24 protein-coding genes are annotated in these 22,814 nt (G+C 71.8%); 13 read left to right on the top strand and 11 right to left on the bottom strand.

Going from position 1 to position 22,814, the window contains the following annotated elements:
- Window positions 1-10 precede the first annotated feature (10 nt).
- Complete coding sequence (locus tag ACFQSB_RS19120) at window positions 11-1,333, bottom strand: FAD-dependent oxidoreductase (RefSeq protein WP_380828063.1); 1,323 nt, start codon at window positions 1,331-1,333, stop codon at window positions 11-13.
- Window positions 1,334-1,381: 48 nt separating this feature from the next.
- A complete protein-coding gene (locus ACFQSB_RS19115) occupies window positions 1,382-1,927 on the bottom strand; it encodes a PadR family transcriptional regulator (RefSeq protein ID WP_380828061.1) in 546 nt (181 codons plus the stop codon).
- 198 nt (window positions 1,928-2,125) lie between these two features.
- Between ACFQSB_RS19115 and ACFQSB_RS19110 the strand changes: the two genes are divergently transcribed.
- Entirely contained in the window at window positions 2,126-3,118 is a 993-nt protein-coding gene (locus tag ACFQSB_RS19110; protein WP_380828059.1) for an RNA polymerase sigma factor, read from the top strand.
- Window positions 3,119-3,122: 4 nt separating this feature from the next.
- Window positions 3,123-3,878 (top strand): GNAT family N-acetyltransferase, encoded by a 756-nt coding sequence (locus tag ACFQSB_RS19105; RefSeq protein WP_380828057.1) that lies wholly within the window; start codon window positions 3,123-3,125, stop codon window positions 3,876-3,878.
- 42 nt (window positions 3,879-3,920) lie between these two features.
- Here ACFQSB_RS19105 and ACFQSB_RS19100 read toward each other — a convergent pair whose 3' ends face one another.
- Entirely contained in the window at window positions 3,921-4,334 is a 414-nt protein-coding gene (locus ACFQSB_RS19100; protein WP_354845437.1) for a VOC family protein, read from the bottom strand.
- A gap of 231 nt (window positions 4,335-4,565) precedes the next feature.
- On the opposite strand from ACFQSB_RS19100, the gene ACFQSB_RS19095 reads away from it, so the two are divergent.
- The gene (locus ACFQSB_RS19095; RefSeq protein ID WP_380828054.1) at window positions 4,566-5,006 is read left to right on the top strand and encodes a GNAT family N-acetyltransferase; all 441 of its coding nucleotides are present in this window, start codon (window positions 4,566-4,568) and stop codon (window positions 5,004-5,006) included.
- Here the strand turns inward: ACFQSB_RS19095 and ACFQSB_RS19090 are convergent.
- The 3 genes from ACFQSB_RS19090 to ACFQSB_RS19080 all read right to left on the bottom strand — a co-directional run bounded on the left by ACFQSB_RS19090 (window position 4,980) and on the right by ACFQSB_RS19080 (window position 7,956).
- Window positions 4,980-6,398 (bottom strand): B12-binding domain-containing radical SAM protein, encoded by a 1,419-nt coding sequence (locus tag ACFQSB_RS19090; protein ID WP_380828053.1) that lies wholly within the window; start codon window positions 6,396-6,398, stop codon window positions 4,980-4,982. The two genes, ACFQSB_RS19095 and ACFQSB_RS19090, sit on opposite strands and share 27 nt — an antisense overlap.
- 125 nt (window positions 6,399-6,523) lie before the next feature.
- Window positions 6,524-7,336: an SGNH/GDSL hydrolase family protein gene (locus ACFQSB_RS19085; RefSeq protein WP_380828051.1), complete on the bottom strand. Its 813-nt coding sequence runs from the start codon at window positions 7,334-7,336 to the stop codon at window positions 6,524-6,526.
- Window positions 7,337-7,392: 56 nt separating this feature from the next.
- Window positions 7,393-7,956: a PadR family transcriptional regulator gene (locus ACFQSB_RS19080; protein ID WP_380828049.1), complete on the bottom strand. Its 564-nt coding sequence runs from the start codon at window positions 7,954-7,956 to the stop codon at window positions 7,393-7,395.
- A gap of 194 nt (window positions 7,957-8,150) precedes the next feature.
- Here ACFQSB_RS19080 and ACFQSB_RS19075 point away from each other — a divergent pair, with 194 nt between their 5' ends.
- From ACFQSB_RS19075 to ACFQSB_RS19065, 3 genes are read left to right on the top strand one after another with little or no spacing between them, the layout of a single operon-like run.
- Window positions 8,151-8,657 carry a helix-turn-helix transcriptional regulator gene (locus ACFQSB_RS19075; RefSeq protein WP_354928490.1) on the top strand — a complete coding sequence of 169 codons (507 nt, stop codon included), beginning with the start codon at window positions 8,151-8,153 and terminating at the stop codon, window positions 8,655-8,657.
- Window positions 8,654-9,082, top strand: a complete 429-nt coding sequence (locus tag ACFQSB_RS19070) for a VOC family protein (protein WP_354845454.1) — start codon at window positions 8,654-8,656, stop codon at window positions 9,080-9,082. The genes ACFQSB_RS19075 and ACFQSB_RS19070 overlap by 4 nt, the downstream gene beginning before the upstream one ends.
- A 26-nt stretch (window positions 9,083-9,108) precedes the next feature.
- Window positions 9,109-10,164 (top strand): PIN-like domain-containing protein, encoded by a 1,056-nt coding sequence (locus ACFQSB_RS19065; RefSeq protein WP_380828047.1) that lies wholly within the window; start codon window positions 9,109-9,111, stop codon window positions 10,162-10,164.
- Window positions 10,165-10,223: 59 nt separating this feature from the next.
- On the opposite strand, the gene ACFQSB_RS19060 is transcribed toward ACFQSB_RS19065, so the two are convergent.
- A complete protein-coding gene (locus ACFQSB_RS19060) occupies window positions 10,224-11,441 on the bottom strand; it encodes a cellulose binding domain-containing protein (protein ID WP_380828045.1) in 1,218 nt (405 codons plus the stop codon).
- Between the two features lie 182 nt (window positions 11,442-11,623).
- Window positions 11,624-12,235: a peroxiredoxin-like family protein gene (locus ACFQSB_RS19055; RefSeq protein ID WP_380828043.1), complete on the bottom strand. Its 612-nt coding sequence runs from the start codon at window positions 12,233-12,235 to the stop codon at window positions 11,624-11,626.
- Between the two features lie 155 nt (window positions 12,236-12,390).
- Between ACFQSB_RS19055 and ACFQSB_RS19050 the strand changes: the two genes are divergently transcribed.
- From ACFQSB_RS19050 to thpR, 5 genes are all read left to right on the top strand, one after another.
- Entirely contained in the window at window positions 12,391-13,017 is a 627-nt protein-coding gene (locus ACFQSB_RS19050; protein ID WP_380828041.1) for a TetR/AcrR family transcriptional regulator C-terminal domain-containing protein, read from the top strand.
- 282 nt (window positions 13,018-13,299) lie between these two features.
- On the top strand, window positions 13,300-14,571 hold the full coding sequence (locus ACFQSB_RS19045) for an MFS transporter (protein WP_380828094.1): 1,272 nt from the start codon (window positions 13,300-13,302) through the stop codon (window positions 14,569-14,571).
- 168 nt (window positions 14,572-14,739) lie between these two features.
- Complete coding sequence (locus ACFQSB_RS19040; RefSeq protein ID WP_354928474.1) at window positions 14,740-15,201, top strand: MarR family transcriptional regulator; 462 nt, start codon at window positions 14,740-14,742, stop codon at window positions 15,199-15,201.
- On the top strand, window positions 15,198-16,682 hold the full coding sequence (locus ACFQSB_RS19035) for an MFS transporter (RefSeq protein ID WP_380828039.1): 1,485 nt from the start codon (window positions 15,198-15,200) through the stop codon (window positions 16,680-16,682). Before ACFQSB_RS19040 ends, ACFQSB_RS19035 begins: the two co-directional genes overlap by 4 nt.
- Window positions 16,636-17,199: an RNA 2',3'-cyclic phosphodiesterase gene (gene thpR, locus ACFQSB_RS19030; protein WP_380828037.1), complete on the top strand. Its 564-nt coding sequence runs from the start codon at window positions 16,636-16,638 to the stop codon at window positions 17,197-17,199. The genes ACFQSB_RS19035 and thpR overlap by 47 nt, the downstream gene beginning before the upstream one ends.
- 261 nt (window positions 17,200-17,460) lie before the next feature.
- On the opposite strand, the gene ACFQSB_RS19025 is transcribed toward thpR, so the two are convergent.
- Window positions 17,461-18,432: an aldo/keto reductase gene (locus ACFQSB_RS19025; protein WP_380828036.1), complete on the bottom strand. Its 972-nt coding sequence runs from the start codon at window positions 18,430-18,432 to the stop codon at window positions 17,461-17,463.
- Between the two features lie 196 nt (window positions 18,433-18,628).
- Here ACFQSB_RS19025 and ACFQSB_RS19020 point away from each other — a divergent pair, with 196 nt between their 5' ends.
- Complete coding sequence (locus ACFQSB_RS19020; RefSeq protein ID WP_380828035.1) at window positions 18,629-19,786, top strand: hypothetical protein; 1,158 nt, start codon at window positions 18,629-18,631, stop codon at window positions 19,784-19,786.
- A 238-nt stretch (window positions 19,787-20,024) separates the two neighbouring features.
- On the opposite strand, the gene ACFQSB_RS19015 is transcribed toward ACFQSB_RS19020, so the two are convergent.
- Window positions 20,025-20,897, bottom strand: coding sequence for a hypothetical protein (locus ACFQSB_RS19015; protein WP_380828033.1), 873 nt, complete (start codon window positions 20,895-20,897; stop codon window positions 20,025-20,027).
- A 160-nt stretch (window positions 20,898-21,057) separates the two neighbouring features.
- Window positions 21,058-21,450: a hypothetical protein gene (locus tag ACFQSB_RS19010; RefSeq protein ID WP_354845485.1), complete on the bottom strand. Its 393-nt coding sequence runs from the start codon at window positions 21,448-21,450 to the stop codon at window positions 21,058-21,060.
- Between the two features lie 160 nt (window positions 21,451-21,610).
- On the opposite strand from ACFQSB_RS19010, the gene lhgO reads away from it, so the two are divergent.
- A complete protein-coding gene (lhgO, locus tag ACFQSB_RS19005; RefSeq protein ID WP_380828032.1) occupies window positions 21,611-22,795 on the top strand; it encodes an L-2-hydroxyglutarate oxidase in 1,185 nt (394 codons plus the stop codon).
- The last annotated feature ends 19 nt before the right edge of the window (window positions 22,796-22,814 follow it).

Below are 22,814 nucleotides of genomic sequence, written 5' to 3'. Positions count from 1 at the left end.
CACTACCCCCTCAGCGCTCTCCGAAGACCGCTCGGCCGAGGGGTGGGATGGCTCCGCAGGTGCGGAAGAACCAGCGGGTCGCCGACCGCTTGAGAGGGTTGCGGATGATCGCGGCGTTGGTGTTCCTGACGACGTCGCGGACGGTGCGGAACCCGTGGCGCAGCATGTCCGCCTCGTAGGCGTGCAACGCCTGTGGCAACGGCTCCTCGCCGCGGTCGGCCGCGGTGAGCGCGGCGCAGAGTCGGTGCGCGTCGCGCAGCGCCGTGTTGCCGCCGAGTCCGCCGACCGGGGGCATGTGGTGGACGGCGTCCCCGAGTCCGGTGACGTTGCCCGTCTTCCACGGTCGGAGTGGTTCGGCGGCGGTGAACGCGGTCCGGTAGAGGGTGTCCGGTGTCGATTCGGCGAGCAACCGGCGCAGGTCGGGATGCCACCCGGCGGTCCGTTGGGCCAGCATCTGCCGCACCGCGGCCGGGTCGGCCTGGGCTTTGGTGGTGAAGTCGCCCGGAAGGGAGTCACGGTGCGCGATGAACGCCCACAACACGTAGTCGTCGTCATGCGAGTTCGCCAGCAGTTGCTCCGGCTCCAGTCCGAGCGCCCGTAACCGGTCACCGAGCCTGGCGGTGATCGCCGCCGGGTCTTCGCGTCTGCGGAAGATCGCGGTGAACAGGAAGTCCTGCTGTGGCCAGAAGACGTTCATGCCGGCGAGCAGCCGCTCCGGCAGCCATCGCCGGTTCTCCTCGGTGAGGAAGAGTTTGCCGGCGACGGCCGTCGCCGGCAGTGTGGTCCGGCCGGCCGAGGGATGGAGTTGCGCCCACACCCGGGAGTTGGCGCCATCGGCCGCGACGAGCACGTCGGCGGTCGCAGTGGTGCCGTCGGCGAACTTCGCCGTGACCGTCCCGTCGTCCACCCGGGTGAAACCGGTGAACTCCTTGCCGAAGCGGACGACGTCCCCCAGGCCGGCCAGTAGCAGTTTGCGCAGTGTGACGCGGCTTACCGCGTGCCGGCCGGTCGCAGGGTCCAGCGGGTCTGAGACCCGGCCGTCCTGGCCGATGCGGACGAGCGGTCGCATCCGCTCGTCGAGGAAGCCGATCCCAGGCCCAGGGTCGCCCGCGCTGGCCACCAGCACCTCCCATAGCGCGGGCGGTAGGCAGGCGTGCAGGGCGAGACTCCCGGCCGGCTCGATGTTGAGCCGGAAGCCCTGGAGCCGGGAGTCGGGAGTGAGATCCCGTTCGTACACGGTGACGTCAACGCCGGCCTGCCTCAGGCCATGTGCCAAGCAGAGCCCGCCGACGCCGCCGCCGATGACGGCGACGTGTAAACGCCCAGGTGACATTGGTTTTCGCTTTCTGGTAGAGGGCGCCTTTTCGCGGTGCCCGTGCCGTCAGGCCGGCTCGGCCGTGTCCGCGAGTTCCGTGAGCAGGCGGTCGTGCCAGGTCAGCTCCGTCTCCAGCCGCATCAGGGTGTAGTCGAAGGCGATGGCCTCCAGCCTGGTCAGGTATGGCTGGGCTTCGACGCGCAAGGTGCGCCAGAAGTGGAGTTGCGTGGCGTAGGCATCGCGGCGCTGCTGGATGGCCGTGTGCAGTTCGCCGGGGCCGATCGCGCCGCCGTGGAGGAGCACCACCTGGATCGGATCCGGCCGGAGCCTGGTGTCGGCGAGGATGGATCTGATCAGCGAGACCAACTCGGTGCGGCCCTTGTCGGTGATGCCGTACACGGTGCGGGCAGGCAGGTTGCCTTCCTGTTCGGTGCGGACCACCTCGACGCTGCCTTCGTCCGCCATCCGGCGCAGCGCGCCGTACAACGATCCGGGCTTGATGTCCGCCCACAGCTCCACCCGGTCCATCTGCGCGGCGGCCCGGATCTTGTGCCCGTGCATGGGGCCGTCGTCGGCCAGGGCGCCGAGAATGAAAAGGCGTGTCGCTCGCATGCGAGTACTCAAACACGAGCATCCTCTCAAGGTCAAGAGAGAGTACTCAAATGTGAGTGATCGGAGTGACTGTGAGGCAAGGGCCGCCTACGCTGAGTCGCATGCGACGACTCTCGCGCTGACGACTGGGCGATGAATGATCGAACGCATGTTCGTGACGCGGAAGAACCTGTCCAGCGGGCGGATTAGAGTCGTGCCATGCCGTCGCTCGAATCGAAATGGGAGACTCAGGCATTGGTCCGGGCCGCCCAGCTCGGCGATCGCGCAAGCTTCGCCGAGTTGTTCGAGCAGCACTATGCCGGGATGCTGGCCGTCGCCTATCGGATCCTCGGCTACGGGCCCGACGCCGAGGACGCCTGCCAGGACGCGGCGATCACGGCGTTCGGCCGGATCGGTGAACTGCGCGACCTCGCCGCGGTGCGACCCTGGCTGCACGCGATCGTCCGCAACAACTGCCGCACGATGCTGATTACACGAAGGCCCATCCCGGTCGGTGTGGCCGGAATGGATCTCCTCGCCCCGGAGCTGGACGACCCGGCCGCGTACGTCGAGCGAAGTGCCCAGCGCGACTGGATCTGGCACGGCCTCCAGCAGCTCTCGCCGGCCGCGCGGACCGTCGCGCTGCTGCGCTACTTCACGGTTCAGAACTCCTACGAGCAGATCGCGATGTTGTGCGGGATCCCGGTCGGCACCGTGCGCAGCCGGTTGAGCGAAGCGCGGCGGCAGCTCGCCGTCGTCCTGCCCCGGGTGCGGGACGAGCGGCACGACAGCGCCGCGACCCTGGTCGCCGAACGCCGCGATGAGGCGACGACGATCCTGTCCGCGATCGTGAACGGCGTGCCGCTGGGCCAGGTGAGCGGACGCTGGGCCGACGATGTGACCATCTGGTGGCCCAGCGGCGCGCGGCTGACCGGACTGGCGTCGCTGTTCGCCGTGATGCGGCGCGACTACGACGCGGGCGTGCTCGCCCGGCTGACCGGGCTGGTCGCCGGGCGTGGCATCACGGTGTGGGAGAACGTCTTCGTCAACCCGCCGGAAGACCCCGACCACTGCCCGCCCGGCGGTACCTTCCTGCTGCGGGAGAACAGGGGGCTGGTGAGCGAGGTGCGCCTGCTCCACGCGCCGCGCCCGGCCTGTCCGGAAATCGGTGGTCCGCCGGATCGAACTTTCGCCCGCCGCCCCAAGTCCTGAGGGTATGACGACACTTTCCATCCATGATCTGGAACCGCAGCTCGCCGCCAACCGGCGGTTCTGGTGCGGCTGGGCCGGTGACCGGCCCGACACCGATCTGACCCTCTACCGCACCGACGTCGATCACGTGCTCTTCAATGGAGTGCTGCGAGTATGCGACCAACCGCTCGACCAGGCGGTCGAGAAGGCGAAGAAGCACCTGGCCGGCACCCGGTGGAGCTGGTGGGTGAGCGCGGACAGCGACGAGGGCACCGCCGACGGCCTGGCCGCTCGCGGCGGCGAGCTGATCAGCGACATGCCGGTCATGGCGATCGACGTGACGACCGTTCGCGACGCCCGGATGCCGGAGGGGCTGACCATCCGGCCCGCGGCCGGCGACTCCGAGGTGCACGATTACGTGTACGCCTACGCCGGCCCCCTCGGCCTCGAGGGTGACCTCGACCTGGTGGTCGACCGGGAACTGAGGTTCAGCTACCCGGACGTCATCCGCCTCGCCGGCATCGTCGACGGTGAGACCGTCGGCACCTGCACCGTCTCGCTCGGAACCGGCGACGTGGGCGCCCTGTACTGCATCGCCACCGACCCGGCGTACCGCCGCCGTGGGATCGCGACCGCACTGACCCGGGAGGCGCTCCGGATCATCCGCGAGTCCGGCCGGCGCGTCGCGACTCTCCAGGCGAGCAGCGAAGGGGAACCGGTGTACCGGAACATCGGCTTCGAGACGGTGACGCGCTACCGCCTGTTCACCTTCTCCGAGTGAGCACCCGCACACGCTCGACCACGGCCCCGCGACCTCCGGCGGCTACTCGGCGTAGGGCTGGTCCTTTCCCTGGGCGCTGTATCCGAGGCTCCAGATGTAGCCGTCCGGGTCGGCGAAGGTGCCGCCGTAGCCGCCCCACGGCAGAGCGCCGGCGGGCTTGAGGATCGTGGCGCCCGCCTTCTCGGCCTCGGCGAGGATCTCGTCGACCCGCGCCTCACTGCGGACGACGTAGGTGAGGACGAGCCCGCTGAAGCCGCTGCCTTCCGGGCTCGTTCCCACCTGACCGGCCAGGCCCTCGCGGCCGTAGAAGCCGACGGGCGAGGCTCCGTCCGACTCGAAGAACACCGAGATGCCGTAGTCGTTCTGGATCTTCCAGCCGAGCCCTTCGGTGTAGAAGCGCTTGGCCCGGTCCATGTCGCGGACAGCGAGAAGAATCGAGCTGACGTGTGCTTTCATGCCTTGTCTCCTTGATGCGTAAGGGATCGTGCACATGCGGCTCAGGCTACGAAGGCCCCCTGATCCGGCGCTTCTCCATTCCTGACCGGTTCGGTCATCTCGCAGCGCTGTGGCGTCATCGCGGTGGCTTGTTGAGATGATTCGATCGTGGATGGGAGGACGCGGGCGGACGGGGTGCCGGCCGGGGGAGTGGTGGCCGGCCGTGAGTCGGGTCGGTCCACGGGATTGGCCATGCGGCCTGCGGAGCCGGGGGATGTCGAGGTGATCGCGGAGCTGCGGGCCATGGTGATGCGTCCTGATCTGGAGCGGCTGGGCCGGTTCGACGAGCACCGGGTGCGGCAGCGGCTGCGGGATGCCTTCACCCCGCAGTACACCTCGGTCATCTCGGCCGATGGCCTTTTCGCGGGGTGTGTCACCTTGCGACCGGCCGAGGACGGACGGTGGCTGGAGCACTTCTATCTCGCGCCGCACCTCCAGGGCAGGGGGCTCGGTTCGGCCGTCCTGCGCGGCCTGTTGAGCCGCACCGACGCCGACGGCGTGCCCGTCCGCCTGCAGGTTCTGCAGGGCAGCGCCGCCCGCCGGCTGTACGAGCGCCACGGGTTCACCGTGGAGACGCAGGACCCGATCGACGTCTACATGGTCCGGTCACCGGGAGCGGACGCCGCCGTCTGAAGCGCTGGGCATGCCGACATGGGTCGGTCGAATCGCTGAACGGCGGGAGAGGATGGCTTCGAGGAGGGGGAGGGCCTGGTTGGTTCGGCGGGCGCGGATGAGCAGGTCCCACAGGGGTTCGAACTTCTTCCAGCCCGCGGCGTAGGCCAGGTGCCTGGCCTGGCCGCGGAGGGTCGGCTTGACGCTCGCGCCCTGCCAGATCGATTTCCACCGGTAGAAGTCGCGGTACGCCCGCCAGTAGCCCTCCTCCAGTTCGGCGGGGGTCATCCGGGCCGGCTGGAAGACGGTGTGCCGGGTGTCGTAGCGATCCCAGTCGCTGTGCAGCAGGCGTCCCTGCGCGGCCATCCGCTCGTACAGGCGGGTGCCGGGGTAGGGGGTCATGATGTGGAAGGTCGCGGTCTCCACGCCCTGGCCGACGGCCCATTCGACGGTGCGCTCGAACACCGAGGCGTCGTCGGAGTCCATGCCGAACACGAAACTGGCGTTCACCATGACCCCGAGGTCGCGCAGGCGCCGCACCACCGCGTCGTAGTCGCGGTCGATGTTCTGCCACTTGCGCTGGGCGGCCAGGTTGCCGGCGTTGACCGTCTCGAAGCCGACGAACAGGCTGCGCAGCCCCGACTCGACGGCCTTCTCCAGCAGGTCGGGGGCCAGGACGGACTTGACGGTGCCCGCGGCCTGCCACAGTCTGCCCATTCCGCGCATGCCGTCGAACAGCGCCGAGGCGAACCTGGCGTTGCCGAACAGGTGGTCGTCGAGGAAGTACAGGTGCCGTCCGGGCAGCCGGTCGATCTCGGACAGCGCGGCGTCGACGGTCTGGGTGTAGAAGGACTTGCCGCCCTCGAAGAACGCCTCCTTGTAGCAGAAGTCGCACACGTGGGGGCATCCTCGGGACACCACGATCGAGTTGGGGACCAGGTAGCGGCCTCGCCTGATGAGGTCGCGCCGGACGGGAGGCAGGGCGGCGAGCGTCCGTTCCCGGGAGTCGTAGCGGGCGAGCGGCCGTCCGGCCCGGTAGTCGGCCAGGAACCGCGGCCAGGTGTCCTCGCCCGGCCCTGTGAAGATCGTGTCGGCGTGTTCGGCGGCCTCGGCGGGCAGCGAGGTGACGTGCAGGCCGCCGAGGCAGACGTGGGCGCCGCGGGCCCGGTAGTGGTCGGCCAGTTCGTAGGATCGCCTGGCCGAGGTGATGTAGACCTGGATGACGACCAGGTCGGGCTCGTCGTCGGTGCGGACCTTCTCCACGTGCTCGTCGACGAGGGTGACCTCGTCCTCGTCCCCGAGGTAACCCGCCAGCGTGGCCAGGCCGAGCGGGGGGAACAGCGAGTACTTGACCGGGCGGAACAGCGGACTGGTCGCCTCCGTGAGCGCAGGGAGGATCATCTTCACGCGCATGCGGCCAAGCATGAACGGACGGCATGGCGACCGGGTGGGGCCTTTGTCGAGATCCTGTGGAGATCTGCGTCCGGCCTGATCGGTTCATGGCGGCCTTCGTCCCGCCGTCTCCCGTAGGCCTTCGGTCAAGCGCCTTCTGTGTGTTGTGGCTCCGCCGCACGGTCGGGGCCGGGGCCGTACACGGGGTGGAGGTCGGGGCGTTTGGCGGTGCGGCCGTCGCCCGAGGAGCGGCCGCGCAGGCGGCGGACCAGCCACGGGCCGAGGAAGCCGGCGGCCCAGGTCAGTTCGGTGTGGGCGCGGCGCCAGGCCGGCGGGAGAGGCAACGGGGGGAGCGGGGCGGTCCAGGAGGAGTCGCTGCCGGGCAGGGCCAGCGCCTCGGCGACCGCCGCCGCGATGAGCGCGTGCCCCAGCGGGCCGGCGTGCAGACGGTCGGGGCTCCACAGCCGGGGGTCGGTGGTCACCGGGTGGGGGAAGGTGTCCACCACCAGGGCGCCGTGGCGGCGGGCCGCGTCGCGGACGCGCTGGTTGAAGTCCACGACCCGGGGGCGCAGGTGCCGGGTCAGCGGGGAGATCGCGGCGACGTCGGGGAAGGTGAAGGTGACCACGCGGGCGCCGGAGGCGGTGAAGGCGGCCAGCATCGCCTCCACGTCGGCGGCGACGGCGGAGGCGTCGCACCCGGGACGCACCAGGTCGTTCATCCCGGCCATGACGGTCACCAGGTCGGGTTCCAGCGCGAGGGCGGCGCCGGTCTGCTCGGCGCGGATCCGCGCGGCGAGCCGGCCGCGGACCGCCAGGTTGGCGTAGCGGAACTCCGGCTCCTGCGCGGCCAGCAGTTCGGCCAGCCGGTCGGCCCAGCCGCGGTAGCCGGTCCGCTCGTCGCCGTCGTTGAGGCCCTCGGTCTGGCTGTCGCCGACCGCGACGTATCTCAGGTACCTCATCAGTCCACTTTCATCGTCAGAAACGGAACGCGGGTGGGATGCCGGGGAAAGGCGGGTCAGGTGGCGGGGGCCGAGCGCCGCTCCAGCACGGCCATGGCCCACCGGCACCACTGCGCGTTCTCGTGCTCGAAGGCGAGGCCGCGCGTCAGCGTCAGGTAGGGGCCGATGCGCTCGGCGTGGGCGAGGAACTCCTCCTCCTCGCGGCCGTCGAGCAGCCGGGCGCGGAGCCGTTCGAATCGGGCGATCTTGGCCTCGGCCCAGGCCATGCGCTCTTCGATGGCGGCGCGCACGGCGCCGGTCTCGCCGGCGTCCACGGCCTGCACCTTGACCATCAGCTCGTCGCGGATCGCGCCGGGGCGCGGCGGCGCGGCGGTGAACTCGCGCAGCACCCGGCGCCCGGCCTCGGTGAGGGAGAACAGCCGCTTGTTGGGGCGGCGTTCCTGCTGGACGACGCGTGCTCGGACCAGGCCCTCGACCTGCATCCGGTCCAGTTCGCGGTACAGCTGCTGCGGGGTGGCCATCCAGAAGTTGGCCACGGACGCGTCGAACCCCTTGGCCAGGTCGTACCCGGACGCTTCGCCTTCGAGGAGCGCGGCCATCACCGCGTGGCGCAACGACATGGCATCACGATAACGCGCAGTTGATTACTTGTCCCGTTTCATAGTCAATTAATTGTGTATATGCACATGGCGGTCGAAGTCGATCAACAGCCGAGGGTGGGAGCGCCGCAGGCGACCGGCGTGCGCGTCTGGTGATGTTCCGGCCGCACCCTGCCATGACGAAAAGTGTCGGGGCCGTCGGTTAGTGTCGGCGGGTGGCCGCCAAGGGGGAACGGACGGTGCCGGTGGAACTGCTGCCCCGGCTGCGGCTGGCGCGCGACCACATCGACCGGCACTACCAGTCCAAGCTCGACCTCGACCGGCTCGCGGCCGTCGCCGGCATCTCCAAGTTCTACTTCGTCCGCTGCTTCGAGTCGGCCTACGGCGAGACGCCCAACCGTTACGTCCTGCGCCGCCGGCTGGAGCGGGCGCAAGATCTGCTGCGCTTCGCCAACCTCACGGTGACCGAGATCTGCATGGCCGTGGGCTTCACCAGCCTCGGCTCGTTCTCCTCCAAGTTCACCCAGGTGGTCGGCGAGAGCCCGAGCGCCTACCGCGACCGGTGGGCCGCCCACGGGGCCCCGACGGTCCCCGGGTGCTACCTGTTCATGTCCGGAGCGCTCGATCCGGCCGGCACCGTGGCCCCGCGCGAGCAAGATCGCGATTTGTGCAATATTGGAGAAGTCCCTGGTGAGGGGCAGGGAGTAACTTTCTCGGCATGATTACGAACGTCAATCTCGTCACCGTCTACTGCCTCGACCAGGACCAGGCCCGCGACTTCTACGTGGACGTCCTCGGCTTCGCCGCCAATGCCGACGTCACCATGGGCGACGACTTCCGCTGGGTCACCGTCATCCACCCCGACCACCCCGAACTGCAGGTCACGCTCATGAAGCCCGGCCCCCCGCTCGACACCGAGGCCGCCGACTTCGTCCGCCGCCAGCTCGAGAAGGGTCAGATGGGCGGCCTCGGCCTGCGGGTCGACGACTGCCGCAAGACCTTCGAGGAGCTCACCGCCAAGGGCGTGACCTTCCTCCAGGAGCCGTCCGAGCGCCCGTACGGCGTGGAGGCCGTCATGCGCGACAACTCCGGCAACTGGCTGGTTCTCGTCGAGCCGAAGGAGTACGCGCAGAACACCGGCGGCTGAGCCGGGCAGGGGGTCATTATGGCTCGGTGACCACTCCCGAGAGCACCGCCGGGAAGGCCGAGGCGCCTTCCGCCGACGTCGGCACGCCGTTCGGTCTGTTCGACGGCTTCGAGGCCTACCGCACTCCGACCGAGCAGGATCATCGCGACCTGCTCACGACCGGCTTGGTGGTGCCGGACACCAATGTCCTGCTCAACCTGTACCGGTACAACGACCGCACCCGGCATGACCTGCTGGACGTGCTGCGCGGCCTGGGGAAGACCCTGTGGGTGCCCCGGCAGGTCGTGGTGGAGTTCTGGCGCAACCGCGAGGCCGTGCTGGCGGACCCGCGCGAGTCCGCCAAGACCACGGAGAACCTGGAGCAGAGGCGGGAGGGCGCTCTTCGCGTCCTGCGCGGCTGGGCCGGGCGGGTCGATCTGCCGCACGAGCGCTGCGCGGAACTCACGGACGGGCTCTCCCGGGCGTTCGAAACGGTGATCGCCGCGGTGGGGGAACTCGACGACGCCGAGGCCGCCGCGTTCGTCGGCAACACCAGCGACGACTGGGTGCTCAGCGCTCTGGAGGAGATCCTGCGCGGCCGGGTGGGCGCCCCGTTGGGCGAGGATGAGCACGCCGAGGCGCTGGCCGAGGCCCGGCGGCGCGGGCAGGCGAGAATCCCGCCGGGGTACATGGACGCGGCCAAGGACCCTGAGGCGGCGGCCGGCGACTACCTGATCTGGGTCCAGACGCTCCGCGAGGCGCGACGCCGGCGCGTGGACGTGCTTCTGGTCACCGGCGACCTGAAAGAGGACTGGTGGCGGCGGGAGGGCGGCGAGCCGCGGGGTCCCCGGTACGAGCTCGCCGAGGAGATGGCGGCCGTCGCCGGTGTCGGGCTGTTCATGCTGAGGCCGGACGATCTGCTGAGGCGGGCCCGGTCGATCCTGCGCGTCGCGGTGCGGGAGGAGTCGGTCGAGAACGTCGAGAGGGTCGGCCGTTCGCTCGCCGAGGCGGCGGAGGAGGACCGGTACCCGGGCGCGGACGTCCCTGCGCCTCCGCTCCCTCTGACAGGCGGGCTGGACGACCAGGCGGACCTGGTCGACTGAGCGGCGGTCCGTCGCCTCCCGGGGGGACCTCCGGGAGGCGGCGGCCGGGCCGGGCCCGGTCAGACGGTGGCGCAGGGGACGCCGTTGACCAGGAATCGCGTGGGGACCGGGGGGTGTCCGTTGTGGGCGGCGTTGAAGCCCATCAGCACCGAGCCGCCCGGTGGTATGACCTTGTTCCACGGCAGGTTCGTCGCGGTGATCCGGGAGCCGGTCTGGGCCCAGATCGCCGAATGGGCCGTGGTCAGGGTCAGGTCGGGCGCCGCGTACTCGATGGTCAGCGTCCAGCCGTCGATCGGCGTGGCGCCCGTGTTCTTGATCGACAGCCAGGCGCTGAGCCCGGTGTTCCACACGGTGGCCGCGTAGGTCACGGCGCACGACAGACTCGGCGTCGGCGTCGGCGTCGGGGTGGGCGTCGGTGTGGGGGTGGGCTTCGGGGTCGGCGTCGGCGTGGGGGTCGGGACGGGGAGGCCCGAGCGGGCGGTGGCCACGATCGGGACCGAAGGCGCGCTGAGGTTGCCCGCCGCGTCCCGGGCGACCACCACATAGGTGTAGCGCGTCCCGGTCACCAGGCCGCCCTCGGTGAAGATCAGGTAGGACGAGGGGTTGACCGTCCCGGCCTTGAGATACCCGGTCGCGGTCTCGCGGTACACGTCGTAGGCGGTGACCGCGACGTTGTCGGTCGAGGGGTCGAAGCAGAACGCCACGCCGGGGAAGTCGGCCAGGCACCCTTCTCGCAGCCCGGTCGGCCGGGACGGCGGCACGACGTCGCCGGTGGGCGTCGGGCTCGGCGAGGGTCCCGGGCTGGGCGTCATGCCGGTGCTCGCCCCGACGGTGATCAGACTGGAGGGCGGGCTGATGTTGCCCGCCGCGTCCTTGGCCACGACGTACAGGGTGTACGCGCGGCCGAGGACCCCGGAGAACCCGCCCACCGTGCCGGTCGTGCTGCTCGCCCGCACGAAGCCGCCGGTCTCCAGCCGGTAGATGTCGTAGCCGGTGACTCCCTGGTCGTCGGTCGAGGCGGTCCAGCATACCGCGACGTACCCGGTGGTGGCGCTCGGCACCGGGCAGTTGACCAGCCCGGTCGGCCGGGACGGCGGCGTGGTGTCGGCCGCGCGTGCCGTGAGGGCGCCGGCCGCACTCTCGGCGGAGGTGCCGGCCGCGCGTTCGGCGGACGTCGTGGTGAAGGCGGCGGCCTGTACCGCGGGGGTGGCCGCCAGGACGGCGGTGAGGAATGCGGCGGCGAGGGCGGCGCACAAGGGCGGTGTGCGGAATCTCATCGTTCCCCTGTCGGTCAAGGACGGCCCGTGGGTGTCAGCACCGAGCGTGAGGCGGCTCCGGCGGGGCGTAAAGGGCGGGACCGGTCGCGGCGGCGGACGCGCTGGTCGCGGGTGAACGGTTCACCGGTGCGGCCCTGCTAGGAGAGCGGTTTCACCGGTGTGGCTCCGCGCCGGGGAGGGGTTCACCGGTTCTGTCGCGTGCTGGAGGGAGGGGTGGTGGAGTGGGCGCGGGCGAGGGCGAGGAGGGTGTCGACGGGCCACTGGTCGTAGGCGTGGTCGCCGTACTTGACGGCCAGGACGCGGCCTTCGCCGTCGATCAGGAGGTCGGCGGGCAGGCCCAGGTTTCCGCCGGGCGGGACGAGGGAGGGAGCGGGGCGGCGCCGGAGCAGGACGGGGCCGAGGTCGCGCAGCACCCCCTGGATGATCGCCCACAGCGCGCGGGGGTGCAGGAGCGAACGCGGCGCGGCCTCGACGCCGAACTCGGCGTAGAGCCGCTTTCCCGGGTCGGGGACGACGGCGAAGGGGAGGTCGGCCACGTGCGGGCGGAGGTCCTCGGCGGAGGAGTGGAACACGACGACCTCGCGGATCCCCGCGGCGAGGATCTCGTCGTGCCGTGCGACCACCGAGCGCAGATGGAGATTGCACACCGGGCAGCCGGCGAAGCGGCGGAACTGCAGGTGGGTGAGCCGTCCGGCCTCCGGGACGGCGACCGGTCCGCCGGTGACCGTGGCCAGGCGGCGCCCGGTGATCGACATGCCGGGCGTGACGCGCCGGGGGTTCGCGGGTCGGGACATGGTGCACCTTCTCAGAAGCGGGACGCGGGCCCAGGGGCCCTTGAGGTGGCCGGGTAGCCGTGGGGGGCGTGGCGAGCGCCGAGGGGAAGGCCGGGGACGTAGGAGTGCGGTGTACGCCTACGACGCTATGAGCGTATGTTGTACGCTGTCAAGCCGTGCCCCGACCTCGTTCGCTGACCCAGGACGACCTGGCCGCCGCCGCTCTGGCGGTGATCGACCGGGACGGCCTCGCGGCGCTCTCCATGCGCGCGGTCGCCGTGCGGCTCGGCATGGGCACGATGTCGCTGTACCGCTACGTCGCCGACCGCGAGCAGTTGGAGGGGCTGGTGGTCGAGCTCGTGCTGTCCGGCGTGGACGTCCGGCCGCCGCACGGCTCGTGGACGCGGCAGCTGACCGCCCTGGTGGAACGGGTGCGCGCGGCCGTCCGCGCCCACCCCGAGGTCGTGCCGCTGACCCTGACCCACCGCCACACCTCCCTCGCCGTGCTGCGCTGGTCGGAGGCGGTGCTCGCCGTGCTCGCCGGCGCCGGGTTCACCGGCCGCCACCGCGTCGTCGCCCTGCGCGCCCTGCTCGGCTACCTGATCGGCTCCATCCAGATGGAGCACCTCGGGCCGCTGTCCGGCGCCGGCACCGCGCGGATGGCCGAGTTGCCGCGCGAGGAGTTCCCCCTGCTGGCGGAGACGGCCGTCGAGGGGCGCCGCGTCCCGGTCGCCGAGGAGTTCGGCGAGGGGCTGGCGGTCATGCTGGCCGGCCTGCGCGCGATGGCTCGCGGGGAGGAGTGAGCCGGCGGGGCCGCCCGCCGGCCACACGGGCGCCGCACTGGACGCCCGCCCGTGCGGGACGGCCGCGTGACGGAGACCGGCACCATGAGGAACCGCAGCTCATGCGGGGCGCGTACTCTGGTCCGCGGGCCCCCGGCTGGGCTGACGTGCGTGCCGGGCGGTGAATCGTCTGGTCCGCAGGCCGCCCGGCTGGGCTGACGTACCGGGCGGTAAATCGATTGCCCGTCGCGCGCGGGCCCGGTTACCGTCGAAAGTCGTTTCCAACCCGATCGGACCGTGGTCATGCTCTGGCGCGCCCTTGCCCGCCGCTTTCCGGTGTTCGAGATCCGCGACTTCCGGCTGCTGCTCGCCGATCGCTTCCTCGCGCCGGCCGCCGTGGCGTTCTCGCTGGTGGGCGTCTCGTTCGCCGTGCTGGACCTCACCGGGTCCACCGCCGACCTGGCGTACGTGCTCGCGGCCCAGATCGCGCCGTCGCTGGTCTTCACGCTGATCAGCGGGGTGATCGCCGACCGCGTCCCGCCGCAGCGGGTCATCGTCGCGGCCAATGTCATGATCGCGGTGGCCGAAGGACTGCTCGGCATCCTGGTGCTCACCGGCCAGGTGCGGCTCTGGCACATGATCGTGCTGGAGTCGCTGACCGGCGTGGGGCTGGCCGTGTTCTACCCCGCCTCGCAGGCCCTGCTGCCCAAGATCGTGCCCGACGGGGTTCTGCAGCAGGCGAACGCCGTGAGCAGACTGGCGATGAACTTCGCCCAGATGGGCGGCGCGGCGGTCGCGGGCGTGGTCGTCGCGGTCGCCGGGCCCGGGTGGGCGCTCGCCGTCTGCGGCGTCGGGCTGCTCGGGACGATCCCCATGCTGCTCTCCATCCGGGCGACCGGGCACGGGCGCGCGGGGGGCGGCAGCATGATCGGCGACCTGCGGGACGGCTGGTCGGAGTTCGTCTCGCACACGTGGCTGTGGGCCATCGTGGTGCAGTTCTGCGTCGTCCTCATGGCCTGGTACGGCGGCTTCATGGTGCTCGGCCCCGCCGTGGCCAAGGCCGAGATGGGCGGTCCGGCCGCGTGGGGGCTGATCAACTCGGCCGAGGCGCTCGGCCTGATCCTCGGCGGCGTGGTGTCCCTGCGCTACACCCCGCGGCGTCCCATCCTGGCGGTGGCCATCATCGGCGCGTCGATAGCCGTCGCCCCGCTGTCGCTGGCCATGCACTGGCCGCTGCCCGTGGTGTGCGTGGCCGCGGGGCTCCTCGGCCTCGGCATGGAGGTCATGATGGTGCAGTGGAGCGTCGCCCTGGCCCGCAGGATCCCCACCGAGCGGCTGGCCCGTGTCTCGGCCTACGACGCGCTGGGCTCGGTCATGGCGATGCCGCTCGGCGCGCTGCTCGCCGGGCCGATCGCCGAGCACATCGGGCTGTCGCCCACGCAGTACGGCGCCGCGGCGCTGATCGTCGTGGCCTCGGCGCTCACCCTGCTCTCGCGCCAGGTGCGCACCATGCGCGCCTCCGAGGGGGGCGCGGCGGAGGACCTGGCGGCCGCTCCCGCCTCCACCGCGCCGTGATGGCCGGCCGCTCCCGCCTTCACCACCCCGTGGCGGTCGGCCGTCCTTGCTCCCTCTGACCTGCGGCCACGGCCGCTCGGCGCTTTCCGTGGTGACGCGCGTCTCGGAATCCCTCCTAGCCATCGGGAATCATGTGTTGTCGTATATAGTTAGCGAAGGTAATGACCTATGCTAACGAACACCCCAAAGACGGAGCGCCAGTTGGACCTGCGCAGCGACGCCGGGCTGGCGTCCGCGCTACGCGTGTCACTGGCGCGGCTGACCAGGCGGCTCCGGCGTCAGGGCGGAGCCCACAAGCTGACCCCCACGCAGGCCGCGACGCTCGCCGCCGTAGAACGGCACTCAGGGATCACCCCTGGCGAATTGGCCGAGCTCGAAAAGATGCAACCCCCTTCGATGACCCGGGTGATCGCCGCGCTGGAGGAGCGGGGCCTGGTCGCCCGGGCTCCGCGGCAGACCGACCGGCGGCAGGTGACCGTCAGCGTGACCGAAGCCGGGCGAGGGCTGCTCAAGCAGGAGCGCCGGGGCAAGGAGGCGTGGCTCGCCCAGCGGCTGATGGAGCTGACGCCGGAGGAACGGGCGGCTCTGCGGGCCGCGGCGCCGATCTTGGAGAAGCTCTCGCAGATGTGACCGAACCCAAGGCCGCGGACGACGGGTCCGCCGACCCTCTGGAACCCGGCACGCCGGCCGCGGCGCCCGATCGCCTCGCGGCCGGCTCCCGGGCGAAGGCCGTGCGCCGGTCGAGAGCGGTGCGCCGGTGGACAGCCGGTCGCCGGGCGGAGGCCGTACGCCGCTCGGAGCTCGCGGAGGTGCAGGCCGAGGAGACCCGCGGCGCCGAGACCGTGCAGCGGACCGGCGGCGGCATGTTCCGCTCGCTGCGCAACCACAACTACCGGCTGTTCGTCTCCGGCAGCGTCGTGTCCAACGTCGGCACCTGGATGCAGCGCACCGCCCAGGACTGGCTGGTGCTGGAACTGGCCCACGGCAGTTCGGCCGCGCTCGGCGTGACGACCGCCCTGCAGTTCCTGCCGGTGGTCCTGTTCGGGCTGTGGGGCGGCATGCTGGCCGACCGCTACCCCAAGCGCCCGCTGCTCATGGTCGCCCAGTCCCTGCTGGGGTTGCTGGCGCTGACGATGGGCCTGCTGACCATCACCGGGCACGCCCAGGTGTGGCACGTGTACGTGATGGCCTTCATGCTCGGCTGCGTCTCGTGCGTCGAGGTCCCGACGCGCCAGTCGTTCGTGGTGGAGATGGTCGGCCGCCAGGACCTGTCCAACGCGATCGCGCTGAACAGCTCCACCTTCAACCTCGCCCGGGTCGTCGGGCCCGCGATCGCCGGCGTGCTGATCTACGCGCTGGGCGGGACGGGGCCGATCTTCCTGGTGAACGCGGCGTCCTTCGCCGCGGTGATCACCGGCCTGGTGATGATGCGCGGCTCGGAGCTGCGCACTCCCGAACCGCTCGCCCGGGCCAAGGGGCAGTTGCGCGAGGGCCTGCTGCACGTGTGGGGCCGGCCGGAGCTGCTGATGCCGATTCTGCTGGTGGCGTTCGTGGCGATGTTCGCGACGAGCTTCTCCATGAGCATCGCGCTGATGTCCAAGCAGGTGTTCGGCCAGGACGCCTCCTCCTTCGGCGTGGCCTCCAGCGTGTTCGCGGTCGGAGCCCTCGGCGGGGCGCTGCTCGCCGCCCGGCGGGCCCGGCCGAGCCGCCGCCTGCTGATCGGTGGCGCGGTGTGCTTCGGCGTCGCCCAGATCGCCGCGGGCCTCGCGCCGGCCTACCCGGTGTTCCTGCTCCTGCTCATGCCGGCGGGCATGGCGATGATCACGACGAACACCGCCGCCAACTCCTCGGTCCAGCTCGCGGCCTCACCGGAGATGCGCGGCCGGGTCATGGGAATCTATGTTTTGGTGTTCACCGGTGGCGCCCCCATCGGCGCACCGCTGATCGGCTGGGTCGGCGAGCTCGCCGGGCCCCGCCTCGGAGTGGTGATCTGCGGAGTGATGTGCCTGCTGGGCGTCGGTCTGGCGATGCTGCTCACCCGGTTCGCCGAGGGAAGGACGCGCGATGCGGCTGTTCGTGGCGTTGTCGCCGCCCCCGGAGGCGCTCGCTGAGGTCGCCGCGGCCCTCGAGCCCCACCGGGACGGCTGGCCCGAGCTGCGCTGGGTCGCGCCGGAGCTGTGGCACATCACGATGAGCTTCCTCGGCGAGGTCGCCGGGGAGGTGGTGCCCGAGCTGTCGGTGCGGCTGGCGCGGGCCGCCGGACGCCACCCGGCGATGAGGCTGTCGTTCGGGGCCGCGGGCGCGTTCTCCTCTCCGGCGCAGGCGAAGGTCGTGTGGCTGGGCGTGTACGGCGGTGGTCCCGGCCTGTCGCGCCTGGCCGCCTCGCTGGCCGCAGGCGCCCGGCGCGCCGGGGCCGGGCCGCCCGACGACAAGCCCTTCCGCCCCCATCTCACCCTGGCCCGGGCCCGTCCGCGCACGGGCGCCGACGTCCGACCGCTGGTCGAGGCGCTCGCCTCCTTCGCCGGGACGCCGTGGCGCGCCGACGCCGTCCATCTCATGCGCAGCCACCAGGGGCCGTCGGTGCGCTACGAGGCCCTCGGGGCCTGGCCACTCACCGGACGCGGCTAGGCTCCAAGGCGTGGACCGTCCCCGTCGCTGGCTGCTGCCCACCGTGCTCGCGCTTCTCGTGGTCATCGTGGTGATCGGCGCGCTGCTGTCCTAGCGGGCACCGGTCCGGGCCCGCGGTCCTCCGCCTCGGTGGGCGGCACGGCGAGACGTCTCAGTGGGCGGTACGGCGAGAGCCCTGGGTGGGGGAACGGCGACGGGCCCCCGGCGCGCGGCGCCGGAGGCCCGTGATGGTGAGCGGCGCAGTGGCGCGCTCCCCGATGGTCACCAGGCGTAGGCCTCGGGGGCCGGGCCGCCGGGGCCGGGGAAGATCTCGTCGAGGGTGGCGAGCGCCTTGTCGTCCAGCTCGATCTCCAGCGCGCGCAGGCTGCCGTCGAGCTGCTCGGCCGTCCGCGGCCCGATGATCGGCCCGGTGACGGCCTGCTGCAGCAGCAGCCAGGCCAGCGCCACGTCGGCCGGCTGCTCGCCCAGCTCGTCGCAGAACGCCTCGTACCGCTCGATCTTGTCGCGGTGCTTCTCGAGCGCGGCGGTGACGTGCTCGGAGGCGGAGCGGCCCTTGTCGATCTTGCGGAGGATGCCGCCCAGCAGGCCGCCGGCGAGCGGGCTCCACGGGATCACCCCGAGTCCGTACTCGTCGCAGGCGGGGAGCACCTCCAGCTCGACGGTCCGGGTGAGCAGGTTGTAGTGCGACTGCTCGGAGACCAGACCGGTGAAGTGGCGCCGCTTGGCGGCCTCCTGCGCCTGGGTGATGTGCCACCCGGCGAAGTTGGACGACCCGACGTAGACGATCTTGCCCTGCTGGCGCAGGACCTCCATGGCCTCCCAGATCTCGTCGATCGGGGTGTTCCGGTCGACGTGGTGCATCTGGTACAGGTCGATGTAGTCGGTCTGGAGCCGCTTGAGCGAGGCGTCACAGGCCCGCCGGATGTTGAGCGCGGACAGCTTGCCGTCGTTGGGCCAGTCGCCCATGGCGCCGTTCAGCTTGGTGGCGATGACGGTCTTCTCGCGGCGGCCGCCCCCCTGGGCGAACCAGCGTCCGATGATCTGCTCGGTTACGCCCTCGCCCTTCTTCCAGCCGTAGACGTTGGCCGTGTCGAAGAAGTTGATCCCCAGCTCGTGCGCCCTGTCCATGATGGCGAACGAGTCCTCTTCCGAGGTGACCGGCCCGAAGTTCATGGTGCCGAGGCAGAGTCGGCTCACGGACAGTCCGGCGCGTCCAAGGTGTACGTATTCCATATCACTCACCCTAAACACCTGGAGTGCACTCCAGCCCAGCCCCGTGCCCCGTGACGTGCTCAGGCCCGTGCCCTGTGCCCGTGCCCTGTGCCGTGCTCGGGCCCGGACGGTGTCCCGACCAGACCTATCCCAACTCAGTACCGAACCGCGCGGTCGCTGCGGCGCGCCGGTGGGAACCGCGGGGCATGATGTGCCAATGGGGAGCAGACGGGTGGCCGCGGTGGTTCCGGTCCTGGCGGCGTTCGGGATGTCGGTGGCGGGGCCGGTCGCGGCGTCCGCCGCCACCACCGGCACCGCCTCCACCTCCACCGCCACCGACACCGCGGAGCACGGCGCCGCGCGGCCGCGCGGCACGGGAGGCACGGGGGGCGACCGGCCGGAGGACGGCAGGCCGCGCCTGCTGTTCCGCTTCAAGGACCCGCGCATCGGCGAGTCCAGCGGCCTCGCGGTGTCCCCGACGCACAAGAACGTGGTCTACACCCACAACGACAGCGGGGCCGGGCCGCAGTTCTACGCCGTCGGGACCGACGGCCGCACGCTGGCGACGTTCACCGTCGCCGGCGCCGCGGCCCGCGACTGGGAGGCCATGGCCGCCTCCGTGGACCCGGCGACCGGGCGCAGCGTGCTGTGGTTCGCCGACATCGGCGACAACCTCAACGGCGGCTGGCCCGACTACTCGATCTACAAGGTCGAGGAGCCCAAGGTGCTGCGGGACGCCACCCTGCCGGCGACCCGCTACCGCTTCCGGTACAAGGACGGCAACCGCAACGCCGAGGGCATCATGGTCCACCCCACCACGGGCCGGCTGTACGTCGTGAGCAAGGAGTTCGCCGGCTCGGTGTACGCCGCGCCGGCCAAGCTGCGCACCGACAGGGTGAACATCCTGCGCCGGGTCGCGCCGGCGCCGATCATGGCGACCGACGCCGCCTACGCGCCCGACGGGTCGAGCTTCGTGATCCGCACCTACTTCTCGGCGTCGGTCTACCGCGCGCCCGGCGATCTGATCACCCGTGTCTCCATGCCGTCGTTGCAGCAGGCCGAGTCGATCGCCTACACCAGGGACGGCAGGTCGCTGCTCACCGGCACAGAGGGGGCCGGCAGCCCGGTGTACCAGGTGCCGCTCCCGGCGGCGGCCCTGCCGGGCAGGGCTGCGGGCGGGCCCGCGCGCACGGCGTCGCCCCGGCCGAGCGTCACGCCGTCCGAGGCCGCGACCGCGCCCGACGTCGCCGCCTCCCACGCGGCGGCGAGCGACGGCGACGACGGAGGAGTGCCCACGGAGCTCATCGTCCTGTGGCTCGGCGTCGCCCTGGGCGCCACCGGCATCATCGCGGTCATCGCCCGCCGCGTCGGCTGAACCCCGCCGCGTCGGCCGAACCCGCCGCGTCGGCTGAACTCGCACCGTCGGGAGAACTCCCTGCGTCAGGCGAGCTCGCCGCGACCCGCGCGGCCCGCGTGGCCCGCACCCGCCGCGTGGGCTCGTGCCGTGGGGCCGCCCTCCGGGGCCGGTGCACGCGGTCCCGGAGGGCGGCCCCGGCTCTCGCGCCGGGATCAGCCGCTACGCGTCCATGGTGCCGTCGCGGAGCGGCGCCGGCTCACCGCGCCGGGCGCGGGAGGATCGAGTCGGCGCCGATGGGCCCGGGAACGGGAGTGATGGGCTCGGGACGCGACGGGCGCCCGTGGTGAGTGTGCCAGGGCCGGGCGACGGGGGTGCGGTACAGCGGCAGGCCCCAGGCGTCGCACGCCCGGTGCAGGAGCCGGCCCTTCGGGCACGGCGGGCTGCAGGTCACCTCCACCGAGTCCAGGAAGTTGCCCGGATTCGGGGTGCCTTCGGCCGACGACACCGCCTCGACGGAGAACCGCGTGAGCTTCTGGCCCTTGGGGACGCGGTAGATGCCGGTGTGGTGGCCCCACGAGTCGCCGCCGTCGGCGATGTCGGTGCCGGTCTGCCCCAGCGGGATCTGGGCCGTCGTGCCGCCCGGCGTGCCGATCCTGACGCGGATGACGTCCTTCTGGTCGGGACCGGCGCTGCGCGCGCGGTGCGCCAGCCGCCAGACCAGGACGGTCTTCGGGGTGGTGGCGATGTCCTGGTAGAGGCCGGACGCCTGCGCGCCGTTGATCGCGGCGAAACCGGTGCCGGAGTCGGCGGGGACCTCGCTGCCGGTGGCCTGCGCGTTGCCGGGCCCCCAGACCTCGATGACCCGGTCGGTGGAGGTGGTCCGCCAGTTCGGGATGTCGGTTCGCATGTTGCCGGCGCCGCGCAGGCCGGTGGGCTCCTCGAACCCTCCGTTGCTGATCACGCAGGCGGGGGCGGGCGCCGGCGGGGTGGCCGGGAGCGCCGCGGGCGCGGAGGGGGACGACTGCGCCGATGCGGAGGAGATCCCCAGGGCGGGGACGGTGAGGAGCGCCGTGGCGCCGGCAAGGAGGACACGCTGTGGCAGGGACGCCAGAGCATGGGCTGAATTCATGAACTTCCCCTCGATCCGATGACATGCCCCGGGAGGTCGGGGCCGGAGGGCACGCCGGAACATCAGTGCGGATCATGCCGGCGTGCCTGTCGTGGTATGCCCTGCGGAAACACCGAACCGAGGGGAGGGGGAGACTCTTGGGCCGCGGCGCCCCAGGGTTTTACCTGGACGATCTTGTTTGTCCCGAGGTGTCCATGCGGGCGACGAACGGCTCGCCGCGCAGGGCGTGCTCGACCAGCTCGATCGAGGCGGCCAGGCTCACGAGCCGAGGGCCTTCGCGGCGGTAGGCCGCGAGGACGGCCTCGACGGCGTGCGGAGGCAGGTACTCCTTCAGCTCGACCGCCGCGCGCCGGTAGCCGGTGCGCGCGGCCTCCACCGTGGCGTTCACGTGGTGCGACGCCATGCGGGCCAGGGCCACGGGGTGGCGGCGCAGCACGCCGTAGGCCCGGTAGTCCGGGGGGACCGCGTCGAGCAGCCACGCCACGGCCGAGGTCTCCCAGTCGGGGCTTCCCGGCGGGCGGACCTCGGGCGGCCATCCCGGTGGTAGGTACACGCCAGAAAGTGTATCGAATGTCTGTTCGATAGTCTGCTGGCCGTTATGCGGCTTTTCCTGGACCTTCCCGAACCTTTGCCCGCGTCATGTCCGGCGGCCGGCCCCGGCCGGACGCCGGTCGTCTGGCGCGGCCTGCGCGAACAGAGCAAAATATCCGCTTGTGAGCGAGCGAATCGGAATCATCGGTGCGGGCATCCTCGGGCTGGCGGTGGCCCGTGAGCTGGCCGTGCGCGGTGCCACGGTGACGGTCCTGGACAAGGAGGACCGCGTCGCCGCTCACCAGACCGGCCGCAACAGCGGCGTCGTGCACGCCGGCATCTACTACACGCCCGGTTCGCTCAAGGCCAGGCTCTGCCGCGAGGGCGCCGCGCTGCTGCGGGAGTACTGCGCCGAGCACCACATCCCCTACGAGGAGATCGGCAAGCTGGTCATCGCCGCCACCGCGACCGAGCGCGCGGGCCTGCGGCGCATCGCCGCCCGCGCCAGGGAGAACGGCGTGCCGGACGTCGCCGAACTGGACGCCCTCGGACTGCGCGAGATCGAGCCGCACGCGGTGGGCGTCGGCGCCGTCCACTCCCCGCGCACCGCCATCGTCGACTTCCCCGCCGTCGCCCGTCGCCTGGCCGAGGACGTCGCCGCGAGCGGCGGCAGCGTGCGCCTGGGGCGGCCGGTGCGGGCGCTGCGCGAGACCGCGCGCGGCGTGGAGGTGCTGGCGGGCCGGACGCGGCTGGTCTTCGACCGGTTGATCGCCTGCGCGGGCCTGCAGTCCGACGCCGTCGCCGCGATGGGGGGATACGCCGGAGACGTGCGCATCGTCCCCTTCCGCGGGGAGTACTACAAGCTCGCCGGCGCCGCCAAGGGCCTGGTCCGCGGGCTGGTGTACCCGGTGCCCGACCCCCGCTACCCCTTCCTCGGCGTGCACCTGACCCGCCGCATCGACGGCGAGGTGCTCGTCGGGCCGAACGCCGTGCTCGCGCTCGCCCGCGAAGGCTACTCCTGGCGGCAGGTGTCGCCCGGCGACCTGCGCGACATCCTCACCTGGCCGGGCACCCGGCGGATGGCCGCCCGGCACTGGAGGACCGGCCTGGCCGAGGTCTACGGCTCGCTCGCCAAGCGGGCGTTCCTCACCGCCGCGCGCCGCTACGTGCCCGTCCTCGCGCCGCACGACCTGGTGCGGACCACCGGCGGGGTGCGCGCCCAGGCCGTCGGCCGGGACGGGAGCCTGCTGGACGACTTCGTCGTGGACGTCCACGGCCCGGTGATCCTCGTGCGCAACGCCCCCTCGCCGGCCGCCACGTCCAGCCTGGCCATCGCCCGGCACATCGTTTCTTTCATCTCGGCTTAATCCGGGCAGGCCACTATAG

It is taken from the genome of Sphaerisporangium rhizosphaerae, from assembly GCF_042665155.1.
GTDB classification, from domain to species: domain Bacteria; phylum Actinomycetota; class Actinomycetes; order Streptosporangiales; family Streptosporangiaceae; genus Sphaerisporangium; species Sphaerisporangium rhizosphaerae.
This window is presented reverse-complemented; position numbering and strand designations above follow the sequence as displayed.

Bases quoted from the DNA above. Each gene is read 5' to 3' on its own strand.
- ACFQSB_RS19070 (WP_354845454.1), top strand. From the start codon at position 8,654: ATGATTACGAACGTCAATCTCGTCACCGTCTACTGCCTCGACCAGGAC.
- ACFQSB_RS19060 (WP_380828045.1), bottom strand. From the start codon at position 11,441: ATGAGATTCCGCACACCGCCCTTGTGCGCCGCCCTCGCCGCCGCATTC.
- ACFQSB_RS19040 (WP_354928474.1), top strand. From the start codon at position 14,740: ATGCTAACGAACACCCCAAAGACGGAGCGCCAGTTGGACCTGCGCAGC.
- ACFQSB_RS19110 (WP_380828059.1), top strand. From the start codon at position 2,126: ATGCCGTCGCTCGAATCGAAATGGGAGACTCAGGCATTGGTCCGGGCC.
- ACFQSB_RS19105 (WP_380828057.1), top strand. From the start codon at position 3,123: ATGACGACACTTTCCATCCATGATCTGGAACCGCAGCTCGCCGCCAAC.
- ACFQSB_RS19080 (WP_380828049.1), bottom strand. From the start codon at position 7,956: ATGTCGTTGCGCCACGCGGTGATGGCCGCGCTCCTCGAAGGCGAAGCG.
- ACFQSB_RS19045 (WP_380828094.1), top strand. From the start codon at position 13,300: ATGCTCTGGCGCGCCCTTGCCCGCCGCTTTCCGGTGTTCGAGATCCGC.
- ACFQSB_RS19095 (WP_380828054.1), top strand. From the start codon at position 4,566: ATGCGGCCTGCGGAGCCGGGGGATGTCGAGGTGATCGCGGAGCTGCGG.
- ACFQSB_RS19090 (WP_380828053.1), bottom strand. From the start codon at position 6,398: ATGCGCGTGAAGATGATCCTCCCTGCGCTCACGGAGGCGACCAGTCCG.
- ACFQSB_RS19020 (WP_380828035.1), top strand. From the start codon at position 18,629: ATGGGGAGCAGACGGGTGGCCGCGGTGGTTCCGGTCCTGGCGGCGTTC.
- ACFQSB_RS19085 (WP_380828051.1), bottom strand. From the start codon at position 7,336: ATGAGGTACCTGAGATACGTCGCGGTCGGCGACAGCCAGACCGAGGGC.
- ACFQSB_RS19120 (WP_380828063.1), bottom strand. From the start codon at position 1,333: ATGTCACCTGGGCGTTTACACGTCGCCGTCATCGGCGGCGGCGTCGGC.
- thpR (WP_380828037.1), top strand. From the start codon at position 16,636: ATGCGGCTGTTCGTGGCGTTGTCGCCGCCCCCGGAGGCGCTCGCTGAG.
- ACFQSB_RS19025 (WP_380828036.1), bottom strand. From the start codon at position 18,432: ATGGAATACGTACACCTTGGACGCGCCGGACTGTCCGTGAGCCGACTC.
- ACFQSB_RS19015 (WP_380828033.1), bottom strand. From the start codon at position 20,897: ATGAATTCAGCCCATGCTCTGGCGTCCCTGCCACAGCGTGTCCTCCTT.
- ACFQSB_RS19115 (WP_380828061.1), bottom strand. From the start codon at position 1,927: ATGCGAGCGACACGCCTTTTCATTCTCGGCGCCCTGGCCGACGACGGC.
- ACFQSB_RS19100 (WP_354845437.1), bottom strand. From the start codon at position 4,334: ATGAAAGCACACGTCAGCTCGATTCTTCTCGCTGTCCGCGACATGGAC.
- ACFQSB_RS19055 (WP_380828043.1), bottom strand. From the start codon at position 12,235: ATGTCCCGACCCGCGAACCCCCGGCGCGTCACGCCCGGCATGTCGATC.